Here is a 14,535-nt window from a genome sequence, read left to right as displayed (position 1 = left end):
CGTACAAACTAAACACAACATGATGCGATTCATTTTTGAAGAATCGTTTTTCAAATTTTTCAAGCGGCGAACTGCCTTCAATTTTGACCATGATATACTACCGATCCAGTTCCGCCGCGATGATGTTCAAACTGCCCAGCACCGCCACGATGTCGGACAACGTATGACCCCGGATCAAATGGGGAAACATGGCAAAGTGGATGTAGCTGGGGGGTCGGGTGCGCGCCCGGTAGGCGACATCGGTACCGTCCCCTGAGATATAAAAGCCCAATTCGCCGTTCGCCGTCTCGTTGGCCGCGTAAACTTCCTCCCGCGGAACTTCAAAGCCGCGGTTGCTCATGACCAACTCAAAATGCGAGATCGTCCCCTCGATGGTGGAGTACACCATGCGTTTCTCGGGTAAAGTCGTGCGTTCGCCCGGGGCCACGCTGTGGGGGCCGGGGGGAATATTTTCAATGGCGGCTTTGATAATCCGCAGGCTCTCCCGCATCTCGGCCATCCGAACCAAGTAGCGGCTAAAGCAGTCCCCCGCCGTCGCGCAGCATATTTTAAAATCAAAATCCGGATACGCCAAATACGGTTCGTCCTTGCGCAGGTCCCGGGTCACGCCGCTGGCCCGCGCGATTGGTCCGCTGGCGCTGCGATTAATCGCCTGCTCCTTGGTCAGCACGCCCACGCCGCGCGTGCGATCATGAAAAATCTTGTTGCGATTGAGCAGCTTTTCCATGTCCTCCAGGGTTTTGGGAAACTCGCGGCAAAACTTGCGAATTTTTTCCACAACCAGGGGGGTCATATCGTACATCAAACCACCCACCCGGGTGTAACTGGGATGAAAACGTTGGCCGGAGAGCGTTTCCTGGATATCGTAGATCACTTCGCGTTGGTTAAACGCGTACAAGAAAAACGTGAACGCCCCCGTGTCCAACCCCACCGCGCCGTTGCATAGCAAATGATCGCTGATCCGCGCCAATTCCGCCAGAATCGTGCGAATGTAGCGGCAGCGGGGGGTGATCTCGATTCCCAGCAGTTTTTCGACCGCGCTATGCCACGCGATTCCATTCGCCACCGGTGAAATGTAATTCATCCGATCGGTGATGGTCACATACTGATTGTAGTCCAGGTGCTCGCCAATCTTTTCAAACCCGGAATGCAAATAGCCGATATCCGGCATGGCGTCCACCACGCGCTCGCCATCCAGCTTGATGACCAATCGCAACGTGGTATGCGTCGCCGGATGCTGTGGCCCAAAATTCAAGGTCCACAAATAATCCACCGGCTCGTCATGGGCCAGGTTTTGGGTCGCGGGAGGCGTGGCAAGGGAAGGCATGGGGCAAATGCAGAATGATGAATGATGAATGCAGAATGGCGAAGAAATACAAGTAAAGGTAACTTAACTGGTGTATTTCGCGGTTTTTATCGATTTCACAAAGATGGCGGTCAATTCCTCCACTTCTTGAATCAATAAGGACAATTTCGTTTCTTTGACAATTTTGCCCTCCACTAACAATTCCAACCAATATCCGGTTTCATCCAATTCCTGCAGAGAGCTATTAAGCTTGCTTACAAATTCCGCCCGACTGCGAGCGCGGCACGCCTCGCGAAATTGCGCGCCCACGGATGTGCCGCTGCGTAAAACTTGCTTGCCTAACACATCAGCGATCGTGGTTTTAGGAAGTGCGGTATATAGCGTCATAATCCGCAAAGCCAAGTGCTTGGTGCGGACTTGCAAATCATGGTTTTGAGTCGATTTTTGCATGATTGTTGCTCGCATGAATCTAAAACTGGAAATAAGTCTGCTTCAAAAATTCTGCATTCTGCATTTTTACTTCTGCATTCCCCTCAGGTTTCATCCCGTCCCAAGCGCATAAAGTTGTGCCGCTCTCCGCGACCCTGCATGGGATAATCTTTTCTCAGGGGGTAGGCCGTGAACTCCTCGGGACAAAGAATCCGCCGCAAGTCCGGATGCCCGTCAAACACAATCCCGAACATGTCATAAACTTCTCGTTCCAGCCAATTCGCCCCCTCCCACAATGGCACCACGCTGGGGACGGTCAAATTTGGCTCGTTCAGGTACACCCGCGCCGTTAATCGCTCGTTGGCGCTAATATTACTGAGTAAATACACCAGGCCAAAGCGGTCGCGTGCGTCGCGATAGTTCAAATAATCCACGCAAGTAATGTCGACCAAATAGTCAAAACCCAATTCCCCTTTCAAAAAACCCATGATCTCTAGCAATTGCTCCACGGGCAAAACCACCCGGGTTTCGCCGCGAAACTCGCTTTTAATCACCAGGGGAAATTTGGCTGTTAATGCGGTTATCGTCCCCGGACTGGCCATAGGCATCGTGTTTACCATCAGAAAAGTTCTACAATTAAATGGAAAGCCCGGCCTTCTCCGTGGAGCGGGACTTTTCCCGTTGTCGGGCTAGCGCCTCTACCCAAACCGCCCTGCCCCCGACCGGCCTCTCATTAAAAAACTGGATTCCGCGCACTGTCCAGTTGCGAGGCGGCGGCCACCTCAACCAGTGCCCGCTTGGGCTGTTGACGCGCGGCGGTGGTAAATTCCCGTCCGCTAATCGTCCCCTCGCGCTGGATTTTGTCCTGTAAATCAATAATCGACTGAATCAATTGTTCCGGGCGGGGGGGACAGCCGGGGACGTACATGTCGACCGGCAAAAAACGGTCGATCCCTTGAACTACGCTGTAGGTGTCAAACACCCCTCCCGTGCTGGCGCAGGCCCCCATGCTGATGCACCATTTCGGTTCGTGCATTTGCGACCAAATACGCTGCAGGACGGGCAGCATTTTCATGACGACCCTTCCCGCCACGATCATCAGATCGCACTGGCGTGGGCTAAACCGAAAAACCTCCGCTCCAAACCGGGCCAAATCGTGCTTGCTGGCGCCGGTCGCCATCAGTTCGATGCCGCAGCAGGCCGTGGCAAAGGGCATCGGCCACAGGCTGTTCTTGCGACACCAACTGGCCAGGGCATCTAGTTTGCTAATGACCACATTTTCCGGTAACTCTAGCGCCATCGGAACACCCCCTTGCGCCAGGCATAGACAAATCCCAGCGTTAATAAGGCAATAAAAACCATGACTTCGCCAAAGACCAACCCCCGGCTCTCGACCCAGCCATTTTCCACCGCCAAAGGAATTCCCGCCGGGTTGCGGCTGGCTACCGCCCAGGGATACAAAAAGAGCAATTCCACGTCAAAAATTAAAAACGCGATGGCCACCAAATGAAAGTGAATATCAAATCGTCGCCGCGTGTCATGAATTGGATCCATGCCGCTTTCATAGGGCATCTCCTTCATTCGGCTGTTACGCGCGGGACCGACCAAACTGCCGACCGTTAACATGGACACGGCCAATCCCGCCGCAATCACAATAAACAAAAAAATAGGGAGGATCTGCTCCATGATCAGGTCATCACACGATAGGCGGGAAGGTCCGGGAAGGTCATTGATAAAATCACAAAGTCACAATCGGCACGAGCCACGAATGCCGTTCCAGATCAAAAGGGATCCGCGCGCATCTTTCCACTGAGCCTTGGGTTACTTTGTGAATCTTGTCACAATGTCTCCCGCAACAAAAAAATGCGACGACACAGGGAAAATAGGCTCCCGGACCTGGAAAGCAGTCGTCGGGGACGGCCAATGTAAATCGCTTGTATCCTAATGCTTTTCCAAGAGTTGCGTCAAGCGACCGCAGAATTCTAGCGTAAGAGTTGATTCTTGCCACAAAATGAGACTAACGCGAAACAGCCGTAATTTAGATAAATATGTCCACTCTTTGCGGCTAAAGATGTTACATAAAGGTCATTTGAGTAAGAATCATCCTTCTCGCCAGCTCATTGCAATAAGTAAAATTAATTTGCTTTCGACCTATCATCACGTGCATAAATGCTGACGATCGGCGAATGGCAACGGGCTATATGAAAACCGTGCATAAAAAAACCCCTTGCAAGTGGGGCAGGAACTTGCAAAGGGCGATGCGGTTTGACCCGCCTCACTTTTCATACTAGTTGATCCACAAAGAATGTAAAGCGTCCCCATTGCAGATTGCGGTAAATCGCAAAAAAACTCAAATGTTATGCGATTATTGGCAGTTTCACGAGTAATTGCCCATTAATTCAGGACACGATAGACTTGCATTACACGAAAAAGTTAAAACGCTCATCTGCGGCAACCCGCAAACCATGATTAAATGTCTCATGTCTTGGAATATGCCCGTGATTTGGTCGCCATCCCCAGTGTAAATCCCATGGGTGGCGAATCATCCGGTGAGGAGTATTTTGAGCATCGACTAACCGATTATCTGCAAAATTTCGCCCAAAGTCACGGTTTGCAGTGGCTGCGACAGCCAATCGCCCCTTTGCGGGACAACTTTCTTACTGTGATCCCGGGGAGCCAGGAACCCACGCAAGGGGGTAAGCTACTCCTTTTAGAAGCGCATCAAGACACCGTCCCCGTCAGCGGCATGACCATCGACCCCTGGCGGCCCGTGGTAAAAAATGGCCGCCTGCATGGCCGCGGGGCCTGCGACATCAAAGGTGGGATGGCCACTCTGCTGGCGGTGCTGGAACGCCTAATACGGGAACAGCCCGCCATCCGCCCCACGGTCGTGCTGGCCTGCACCGTCAATGAGGAATACGGCTTTACCGGGGCCAAGGGCCTGGTTGAACTCTGGACCAAAACCCGCCCCGACGTTTTGCCCCGTTGTCCCGATGCGGTTATTGTCACCGAGCCAACCGAGCTGAATATTGTCGTGGCCCACCGGGGTGTGGTCCGCTGGCGGGTAAAAACCACCGGCCGGGCGGCGCATAGCTCCCTGCCGGAGCTAGGAGATAACGCCATCTACCGCATGGGGCCGATCCTCTGGGCGTTAAAGCGTTACCAGCATGATGTGGTGCCCACGCTAGGTCAGCATCCATTATGCGGCCGGCCATCGTTGAGCGCGGGGACGATCCACGGTGGAGTCAGCGTCAATACAGTGCCGGATGAATGCGTGTTGGAACTTGACCGGCGCATCCTGCCCGGCGACGACCCCTTGGCCGCGTATCAACAAGTGGTCGAATGGATCACCCGACAGGCCTTTGATCCGGGGCATGTGCTGCATGAGCCGCCATTTATGCAAAGCGCGGGGTTGTCGGATAAAATCAATGGCCCCTTGGCGCGCGGCCTGGCGGCGACCGTGCAACGGACGTTACGCGCCAAGCCCCAAATCCAGGGTGTTAGCTACGGCACCGACGCCGCGGCCTTTGGGCATTTGGTCCCCACGGTGGTGTTTGGTCCCGGAAGCATCGCGCAGGCGCATACCGCGGACGAATGGGTCAGCGTGGATCAATTGGACCTGGCTAGCGAGATTGTGTACCAGTTTGTGCGCGACTTTGGGTCGTGATACTCGTACGTATTTAACTAACAAGAAAGCTATAAAATTTCCATGCGCTTGGCCTGGTTGACTGATCTGCATCTGAACTTTTTACCCGCTGATCGGATTGAATGGTTTTTCAATCAGGTGGAGCGGCAGCGGCCCGATGCGTTTGTTATCACCGGGGACTTTAGTGAAGCCCACGAGGTGATCCCCCTGCTAGAATGGTTGGGCCGCAGTTGGAAGCAGCCCATTTACTATGTCCTGGGAAATCACGATTACTACGGCGGTTCCATTCGCGAGATTCGGGCCGCGGCCACAGAACTATCCACGCGGCTGCCACGATTGCAATACTTAACCAGCCTGGCCCAACCGGTGGCCTTGACTCCCCGTGTGGCCCTGGTCGGCCATGATGGTTGGGCCGATGGCCGGGTCGGAGATTATGAACGTTCGATGGTCATGATGAATGACTACAAGCTGATCGCCGAATTAAGCGGCCATACAAAACTATCGCGCTGGCCTATCTTGCGGCAATTAGGCCTCGAAGGCGCCGAGCACTTGCGGACACAACTTCCGCTAGCCTGCCGGATGGCGGGGCATATTCTGGTAGCCACGCATTACCCTCCGCTGCGCGAAGCCTGTTGGCACGAGGGGACGCTCTCGGATGATGAATGGGCGCCCCACTTTACCTGCCTGGCTATGGGCGAGGCGCTGCTGGAAGTCGCCGCCGAACATCCACAACATTTGTTTACCGTGCTGTGCGGCCACACCCATAGTCCGGGCGAATGCCGCCCCCTGCCAAATTTGCACATCATGACCGGCGGGGCGCGGTACGGCGCGCCGACCATTTGCAAAATGCTTAATCTGGAAGGGTGGTAACCGGTCTTGCTCGATATGCCCCGGGAAACGCCGCCCGCCGCTAAACTCGAATACCTCGCCCGTGATCAAGCCGCGCTGATCCATTCCCAACATCAAGCCGAGCTGGCCGCCAAGGGAATGGTCTGGCTGCGCGGAGCGGGGACCACGCTTTATGACAGCGACGGTCGCGGGTATCTGGACGGACTGTCGGGCCTATGGAATGTGCTGGTCGGTCATGGGCGGGAGGAACTGGCCGCCGCGGCCGCGCTGCAAATGCGGGAATTGGCGTTTTGCAGCAGTTTTTGCGGGGCCACGCATCCCCGGGCCATCGAACTGGCGGAACACCTGCAACAGTTGCTCAAGTTACCTGATTGGCGGTTTTTCTTTACCACCGGGGGGAACGAGGCGGTCGAGACGGCCCTGAAAACTGCGCGGTACTATTGGCGACGGCTGGGCCATCCGGACAAAACGCAATTTTTATGCTTTGACAAGGCTTATCATGGGACATCGCTGGCCACGGCCAGCGCGACGGCCAGCGCCGCCTATCAGACGATGTTTGCCCCCACGTTGCCGGGAATGCACATTCTATTCGCTCCCGCGCGGCCCGAATGGCACGTGACGTATTCCGACCCACCAGTCGATCCTTTTGGCGAAGATGGCTCATCCGCGCATATCGCGCCATGCGTCGCACAAGATTTGAAACAACTCGAACAGGCCATTGTGCGGATCGGCCCCGGTCAACTGGCGGCAATCCTAGCCGAACCGATCTGGGCAGCCGGAGGAACCCACGTCCCTTACCCGAGTTACTGGAATGGCGTGCGAGAGCTTTGTGACCGTTACCAGCTCTTGTGGATTGCCGATGAAGTCATTACCGGTTTTGGCCGCACGGCAACCGTTGAACATTCCCACCATTGGTTGGCCGTCCAGCACGCACGCGCCACGCCCGACATGGTCTGTCTGGCCAAGGGGATCACCAGCGGCTATTTTCCCTTGGGCGGGATGGGAATGAGCCCGCTGCTGGCCGAACAGATTCACTCCGCTCCGCCGGATCAAGCCTGGTGGCACGCGGTCACGGCCTCCGCCCATCCGGTGGGCTGCGCGGTGGCGCTGGCCAATCTAGAGCTTCTTGAACGCGAGCAATTGATCCCCCGCGCGGCGCAATTGGCCGAGGAACTGCAATCGCTACTTTGTTCCAAATTTGCCGGGCACGCGCACGTGGGCCAGATTCGCACGGCGGGTTTGTTGGCGGGAGTAGAGTTCGTGGCTCGGCGGGGGATTGTCAATGCACAAGGGGAGCTAACCAGCGACCATACGCCATTTGCGCCTGAGCTGCGGTTTGGAAAGCGGTTGTTACGGGCCGCGCGTGAACGAGGTTTAATCAGCCGCGTCCGGGGTGACACATTTCAATTAGCGCCGCCGTATGTGACCACCCGGGCGGAAATGGAACAGATGGTGGAGATTTTGGCCATTGCGGCAGCGGAAGTGTCAGCGGCATTGTCCTCAACACACTCCGTGTGATGAAAAATGTAATCATCACAGTCCCTGTGATGAACTACCGATAGAGTTCCTATTTTGTCATAAATTTACAGTCCGTTAATTGTCCCTCGCAGTATCCTCTCACGGAGTGAGAGGACAACATTGTCCTCATCACAGTCCGTGTGATGAACAACCGGACCCTGCGGTCGTTTCTGACCCAGGGGTGCCAATTCCACCTCTGGGTGTACCAGGCTCCGCGGACCCTGTTGCCGCCGGGGGTGATTCTGCGGGACGCCGCGACCATTTTGCCCGCGGCGGCGAGTTTTACTCGCCGGTACGGAAAAACACGTTGTGCGTCGTGGCTTAACTTTTACACGGCGCCGGGACGGTGCCTACTACGGGGTTTCGGCTTGTGCACCGCTCCGCTATACCGCTGTGCCAGCGTCTCAATCTCTTTCTTGACCGCGGCGCGGAGTTCCTCCGGAGCAAGAATCTCCGCCTGGGAGCCAAAACTGAGTGCCCATTGCTTGATCTCGGCCGTGCTGGTCAGGTCGAACGTGGCCAAGAGCGTGCCGTCCGCCTGGGGGGTAAGCGACTGGCTTTCGTGCCAGCGGGTTTCCTGGACATAGCGGGCGACTTCGCGAAAAAAGCGAATCTCGACCCGCACCGGGGCATGTTCCTGGTACACGCCAAAGCTCCCCGCTAGGTGGTCCTCCATGTTAAAGTCCCGGGGGCGGGTAAAGGGCATGACATCCCGTTCCACCTTTTCGATGCGGTCGATCTTCCAGGTGCGGATGGAGTTGTGCTGCGGGGCAAAACCAATCAGATATAACGCCCCCCGGTGGCAGGTCAAACCATAAGGATGCACATCATACGTGACCGGCTCGGTCGCTTGTTGCGAACGGTACGTTAGCCACACCACTTGGCGATCTTCCAGGCCTTGCAATAACTCGTCGATCAGGGCCGCCTTGTGGGCGTAGTTGCCGCCGCGGCGGGTTACATGCACCGCGTCGGACATCTGTTCGAGGTAGCGCAGTGCGGTATCCCCCAGCATGACGCGGATTTTTTGGAGGGCGCTTTCGGCCGATTCCCAAAAACCGCTACCGGCCAGCGGGGCCAACATCCGTTGGGCCAGATACAGGCCCAGGGCTTCGTCAAAGGTGATGCGAAATTCCGGGACGCCGGCGCGGGACTCGATGCGCCACAGTTTTTTGCCGTGGTCGGCGGTTTTTTCAGTCAAAGGAAATCCCGCCTGCGCCAGTGTAAGCAAGTCGCGGCGAACCGTTTTCTCGCTTACACTGGCGTCCGCGGCCAATTCTCGGACGGTACGTCCCAGTCGGCTGGCACCCAGCAGGCGCAACAGCTTCCATTGGCGCAGAAGCGGCGGGTCGACGCTGCCCTTCGTCGTCATACGGCGAAACTCCCACTCAGACAAAAGTTGAAAAGACGCATTGGTCCAACAGATTGTCAAAAATGTGTCATCCCCGGAAAAGCCCTGCCCCGGGGCTTCTCCGTGGCTGAGGGAAAAGATCATAACACAGGTGGTTGCCCAGCTTATGTCCAACGTGACAAATGTTCATAATCATTTTTTTCCGCATTTTTCGTGGTTTATTAAAAAAATTTTGAAAACATGGCCTCCCGGGAGAATTTTTTTGAGGGATCCTGCTTGCCGTGCGTTGTCGATAACCCGACGCCGAACGTCACGCCCCGCTGGCCAGCGGCGCGAGAAATACCAAAATTCCACGCCTTGAGTTAAAATTCCTGCATGTTCATGCCTCTGTGCGCTACAAGCATGTGATTTTTCTCAAACCATAGGCCCGCTCAGTCTCTGCCTGGGTAAAACGTGGTGGCGGGATAACGCGGCACCGGGCAAATGCCTCCTCTCCGTAAGAAAACGGCAAGCAACACACTACAATGGCCAACGGCCTGATTCATACGCGGGAAAAAACGGAGGAAGCCCGCCTTTTCCAAAGTTTCCAGTGGAACAATAACCAACATCTACTCCACCAAATCACATTTGACGGTCATCCCTCGGGCGCTGCCGCGTTTGATTTTTTGGCAGTCCGACCGCTATGGTGTACTAACGTATATTTTCTGTCAAGTCTTTTGTCCAAATAGGGCCTAAAAATTTTTATACCAATCGACTTCGCCCCATCCCGCGCGCTTGTTCCCCCGTTTTTTCCCAATTACTATCAATGTTTGGTGTTTGAGACCCCTTTTGTTCGTTTACCGTTACTTGACGCTGCATATATGTGGAATTGGCTGGCTTCCTGGTTCGGACGTACTCGCCCTGGGGAAGAAGCGGCTCACGCCCACATGACCTTTGGCCAATCCCTGGTGGGGCGCAGCCTGGCTCGCACAGGGGTGCTGCTCAAGCGTCAATTGTGGATATGGCCGATTCTGGCGGTGCTGTTATTGGGGGTGATTGGCTATACGGTGAGCAGCTTGATCCGCGGCACGATGCGGCACAATTTGCAATCGGGGCTGACCACGGTCTTAAATGTGCAACAGACCATGCTGGAGAAATGGCTGCGGGCACAAGAAGCCAACGCACAGACGCTGGCAAATCAGGCGACGGTACGGCAACTGGTGGCAAAGCTGGTGGAAATGCGGGACCAGCCCCCCGCAGCGGGTGATGACCCCGCGCCGACAGTCGCATCGCCCAGAGACGCGGATGAGACCTCCGCCGCGCAAATCCGCCGCCAGTTGGCACAGGCCCTGGATCATATGCTGGCCCCGCATGGGTACGCGGGCTATGTCGTGGCGGATCAAAATTTGCAAATTATTGCGGCCCATACGCCAGGCCTGATTGGGCAAAGGATTCCCGACTACGAGAAATTTTTGTCTCCCGCCCTAACTGGCCAAACAACAGTTTCGCCACCGTTTGGCAGTGTGGTGTTATTAAAAGATAGGCAGGGAAGATTGCGCACCGGGACGCCCACCATGTTTGTGAGCGCGCCAATCATCGACGAAAATTTGCAAACCATCGCCGTGCTGGCGTTGCGCATCCGCCCGGAAGACGAATTTACCGATATTTTGCAACAAGGTCGCTTGGGCGATACGGGGGAATCCTATGCGATTAATGCGCAAGGATATATGGTCTCTAACGGCCGCTTTGACGAAGAACTCATACAATTAGGCTTATTACCCGACATCGACGACGCCCGCTCGCTATTGACCGTGCAAGTGCGCGATCCCGGTGGCGACTTGACGACGGGCTTTCGTCCCGAGCTCCGCCGGCGCGAGCTGCCCCTAACCTATCCCGCCGCGCAGGCGATCAGCGGTGAAAAGGGAATCAACCTGGATGGGTATCGCAATTACCGCGGTGTGCCGTCAGTCGGGGCCTGGACCTGGCTGCCAAAGTATAACCTGGGCCTGATTACCGAGGTCAATTCCGCCGAGGCGTATCGCCCGCTTTCTATCCTAAATTGGACATTTAACGCGCTGTACGCGCTTTTGGCGATCGGCGCGGTTGCGATTTTTGTCTTTACCGTCATTGTCTCGCGGTTGCGTAAACAAGCCCAATCCGCCGCAATGGAGGCCAAGCAATTAGGCCAGTATCGCCTGCTGGACAAGCTTGGCTCTGGAGCTATGGGCGTGGTATACCGCGGCCAACACGCCATGTTGCGTCGTCCCACGGCGATAAAAATGTTGGATGTGGCCAGCGTGACCGAAGAGGCGATCGCCCGTTTTGAGCGCGAGGTGCAGATCACATGCCAGTTGAACAATCCGCATACGATCGCAATTTATGATTTTGGCCGGACGCCGGAGGGAATTTTTTATTACGCGATGGAGTTTCTGGATGGAATCAACCTGCAGGCGCTGGTGGACCAATATGGACCGCAACCCGAAGGGCGGGTGGCGCTAATCTTAAAGCAGGTCTGCGCGTCATTGTTTGAAGCCCATAGCCAGGGGCTGGTGCACCGCGACATTAAACCGGCAAATATCATGCTAAATCGTCGCGGAGGAGAGCCGGACGTGGTCAAGGTGCTGGACTTTGGCCTGGTCAAAACGGTTGAGGAACCAGGCGCGGGGCGCGGGGGGCGGGGAGAAATGTCCGGCACACCGCTGTACATGTCCCCCGAGGCGATCCAAACGCCCGCCGCGGTCGATGCCTGCAGCGACCTGTACGCCGTCGGCGCTGTGGGATATTTTCTCTTAACGGGGCAAACCGTGTTTCAGGCAAAAACGCTGGGCGAACTGTGCCAGCAGCATTTAACCGCAGTGCCGGTGTCTCCGGGTGCGCGGGCGGGGCGGGCCATTTCGCACGAGCTGGAGTATGCCATATTGGCTTGCCTGGAAAAAAGCCGGTCCAAACGACCGCAAACTGCGCGCGATCTGGCGGGTTTACTGGACCGCGTCCCCGCCATCTGGACGACCGAGGACGCCGAAGCGTGGTGGAGCCGCCATGATCGGGGTCAGGGACAATCGACGGAGGGGGATTCATCGGCCAACTCCGTCATGACCGAGCAACATCCGCTGCCAAAATCAACACCCGGGACGCCCTTGACGGCCACGGCACCGACAACCCTGGGCGCTAGCGCCGCAACCAAGCAAAATCCCCGGCCGCCGACTTCACCGGGCCAAGGTGGGGCGGCCACGCACCCCGCGGGATTGGACCGGACCACGGTGTTTGAGCAAGAAGAATGAGAGGAATGAAGGAATGGAGTTGACTACCAAATGTCCCTCTGCGGCATGGGGTGGTGGAAGACCGAGCGCAACGAGCTGCCCCCGCCTCCCATCTCTCGTCTCTTGCAACCTCCGCTAGCCCGCTAACCGGCCAGCACGGTAAAATACCCCCATGCCACTCCGCATTGCCAATGCCGCTGGATTTTGGGGGGATAACCTGGACGCGCCGCGATTGACCGTGGCCCAGTCTCAGGCCGGAGATGCGCCGCTGCATTACCTGACGCTAGAATATTTGGCCGAATTAACCATGTCGGTCCTGGCCAGACTCAAGCAAAAAAACCCCCAAGCGGGCTACGCGACGGATTTTATCACGGTCCTGACGTCGCTCTTGCCCACGTGGCCTGAGCATGAAAACCTAAAAATTGTGACGAACGCCGGGGGGGTCAATCCCCTGGCCTGCGTGCGCGCGGCGGGAAAAGTCCTGCACGCCGCCGGTCGGGGAAACACCACGCTGGCACTCATGGCCGGGGACGACCTCTTGCCGCGCATTCCAGAATTGCTGGCCGCAGGGAACCCCTTTATCAATCTCGACACCGGCGCTCCACTCAGTAGTCTTTCCGCCCCGTTGGTCGCGGCAAATGCGTATCTAGGGGCGCAGCCTATCGTCGCGGCGCTCGCCCAAGAGGCGCAAATTGTCATCACCGGCCGCGTGGCGGATGCCTCTCTGTGCGTTGGCCCGGCGATGCACGAATTTGGCTGGAAATGGGACGACTGGCCCCGCCTGGCCGCCGCCACCGTCGCTGGACATCTGATTGAATGCGGCGCGCAGGTCACCGGCGGTTATCTGGATGAATATCAAGACATCAACCTGGCCGATGTCGGCTACCCCGTCGCCGAACTGGACGCCCACGGCGATGTCGTCATCACCAAACCCCCCGGCACCGGCGGCGCGGTCACCACGACCACCGTGGCCGCGCAACTGCTATACGAGATTGGTGATCCGGCGAATTACCTCACCCCCGACATCTGTGCCAACTTTGCCACCGTTGAATTGCAACGCCGCGGCGCGGACCGCGTGGGCGTGATCGGCTGCGGCGGCACGCCACCCACCGATTTTTACAAGGTGTCGCTGGCTTACGCCGCGGGCTATACCGCCACGGGACAATTGCTGGTTTGGGGACCGGATTGTGTAACAAAAGCCCGGGCCTGTGCGGACATCCTACGCCATCGCGTGGAAAAAGCGGGAGCTAAATTACGCCAATTCCACGTGGAATGCCTGGGGACGGGGGTGGGCGTGCCGGGGGGCGTTTCTGGGGCAACCCCGCCGGAAGTTGTGTTACGCATTACCGCCGCCGCCGATACCCCCCAAGCTGTAGAGCGATTTACGCGGGAATTTGCCCCGCTGATTACCAGTGGACCGGCGGGCCTGGCGGGTTATGCCGCGGGCAAACCCGAGGTCCGCCCCTGTTACGCCTATTGGCCGACCCTTGTGCCCAAGGACCTGTGCACACCAACCATAGAGGTAAAATCCGCCTCACAATGGGCGATAGAATAGTTTCACCGCAGGTCAAGGGTAATAGCATTGAATGTCAGATGACGTTGTGGCCAATGATGATGAATCGGGCCGTTGGCCCATAAGGGTTAAAGTGCCATTGGCCCGCAAGGGATTTGCTAACAGCGAAAATTCGTTAAGCGTAGCTGATTTAAGAGTCAATACTAGGAACTAAAATCCGCGCCACACATGAAACTTAAAGAAATTGCCATTGCCCGCAGCGGAGACAAGGGAAACCATGCCAATATCGGTGTGGTGGCCCGGCAACCTGCCGACTATGCGCTATTACGGCAAAAGCTGACCGAGGCCCGCGTGGCTTTGTATTTTGTGGGCTTGCAGGCGACACGTGTCACGCGTTACGAATTGCCCCTCGTGCAGGGGTTAAACTTTGTCCTAGAGAATGTGCTAGCGGGAGGAGCCAGCCAATCCCCCCGCATTGACACGCAGGGAAAATTGTTAGGAACGGCATTGATGGAACTGGAGCTATAGGTCCAGAGCCGGTAATTACCCCAAATATGATGGTATATCGCTGTTATTTGCCTATTTCCGCAGAATTCGCCATAAAAACTGCTTATTACTCACCCATTGCTTGACATAAATGAAAATTGTGTCAATAAAGTATTAGGTTTGTATGAATTCTCCCGCTTG

At 56.3% G+C, this 14,535-nt stretch carries 12 protein-coding genes; 6 read left to right on the top strand and 6 right to left on the bottom strand.

The genetic code is table 11. The features are described 5' to 3' along the window. Nucleotides 1-97: 97 nt before the first annotated feature. The 5 genes from SFX18_15340 to ndhC form a co-directional block, all read right to left on the bottom strand. A complete protein-coding gene (locus SFX18_15340) occupies nt 98-1,327 on the bottom strand; it encodes an NADH-quinone oxidoreductase subunit D (protein MDX1964525.1) in 1,230 nt (409 codons plus the stop codon). Between the two features lie 63 nt (nt 1,328-1,390). After that, nucleotides 1,391-1,756 carry a four helix bundle protein gene (locus tag SFX18_15335; protein MDX1964524.1) on the bottom strand — a complete coding sequence of 122 codons (366 nt, stop codon included), beginning with the start codon at nt 1,754-1,756 and terminating at the stop codon, nt 1,391-1,393. An 83-nt stretch (nt 1,757-1,839) separates the two neighbouring features. Further along, nucleotides 1,840-2,343, bottom strand: a complete 504-nt coding sequence (locus SFX18_15330) for an NADH-quinone oxidoreductase subunit C (GenBank protein ID MDX1964523.1) — start codon at nt 2,341-2,343, stop codon at nt 1,840-1,842. A 125-nt stretch (nt 2,344-2,468) separates the two neighbouring features. Then, a complete protein-coding gene (gene nuoB / locus SFX18_15325) occupies nt 2,469-3,035 on the bottom strand; it encodes an NADH-quinone oxidoreductase subunit NuoB (protein MDX1964522.1) in 567 nt (188 codons plus the stop codon). Then, nucleotides 3,026-3,421 (bottom strand): NADH-quinone oxidoreductase subunit A, encoded by a 396-nt coding sequence (ndhC, locus tag SFX18_15320; protein ID MDX1964521.1) that lies wholly within the window; start codon nt 3,419-3,421, stop codon nt 3,026-3,028. Before ndhC ends, nuoB begins: the two co-directional genes overlap by 10 nt. Before the next feature lie 787 nt (nt 3,422-4,208). Here ndhC and SFX18_15315 point away from each other — a divergent pair. Genes SFX18_15315 through SFX18_15305 form a run of 3 tightly spaced genes read left to right on the top strand, consistent with a single transcriptional unit; the run spans nt 4,209 to nt 7,748 of the window. Beyond that, nucleotides 4,209-5,402, top strand: coding sequence for a M20 family metallopeptidase (locus SFX18_15315; GenBank protein ID MDX1964520.1), 1,194 nt, complete (start codon nt 4,209-4,211; stop codon nt 5,400-5,402). Nucleotides 5,403-5,444: 42 nt separating this feature from the next. Then, on the top strand, nt 5,445-6,251 hold the full coding sequence (locus SFX18_15310; GenBank protein ID MDX1964519.1) for a metallophosphoesterase: 807 nt from the start codon (nt 5,445-5,447) through the stop codon (nt 6,249-6,251). A 15-nt stretch (nt 6,252-6,266) separates the two neighbouring features. Continuing rightward, on the top strand, nt 6,267-7,748 hold the full coding sequence (locus SFX18_15305) for an aminotransferase class III-fold pyridoxal phosphate-dependent enzyme (protein MDX1964518.1): 1,482 nt from the start codon (nt 6,267-6,269) through the stop codon (nt 7,746-7,748). Between the two features lie 328 nt (nt 7,749-8,076). On the opposite strand, the gene SFX18_15300 is transcribed toward SFX18_15305, so the two are convergent. Continuing rightward, complete coding sequence (locus SFX18_15300; GenBank protein MDX1964517.1) at nt 8,077-9,117, bottom strand: WYL domain-containing protein; 1,041 nt, start codon at nt 9,115-9,117, stop codon at nt 8,077-8,079. A gap of 905 nt (nt 9,118-10,022) precedes the next feature. Here SFX18_15300 and SFX18_15295 point away from each other — a divergent pair. The 3 genes from SFX18_15295 (at nt 10,023) to SFX18_15285 (ending at nt 14,376) form a co-directional block, all read left to right on the top strand. Further along, nucleotides 10,023-12,356, top strand: coding sequence for a serine/threonine protein kinase (locus SFX18_15295; GenBank protein ID MDX1964516.1), 2,334 nt, complete (start codon nt 10,023-10,025; stop codon nt 12,354-12,356). Nucleotides 12,357-12,507: 151 nt separating this feature from the next. Next, nucleotides 12,508-13,890, top strand: a complete 1,383-nt coding sequence (locus SFX18_15290; protein ID MDX1964515.1) for an acyclic terpene utilization AtuA family protein — start codon at nt 12,508-12,510, stop codon at nt 13,888-13,890. Nucleotides 13,891-14,076: 186 nt separating this feature from the next. Further along, complete coding sequence (locus SFX18_15285; protein ID MDX1964514.1) at nt 14,077-14,376, top strand: hypothetical protein; 300 nt, start codon at nt 14,077-14,079, stop codon at nt 14,374-14,376. Nucleotides 14,377-14,535 lie beyond the last annotated feature (159 nt).

This window comes from Pirellulales bacterium (assembly GCA_033762255.1).
Taxonomy (GTDB): Bacteria; Planctomycetota; Planctomycetia; order Pirellulales; family JALHPA01; genus JANRLT01.
This window is presented reverse-complemented; position numbering and strand designations above follow the sequence as displayed.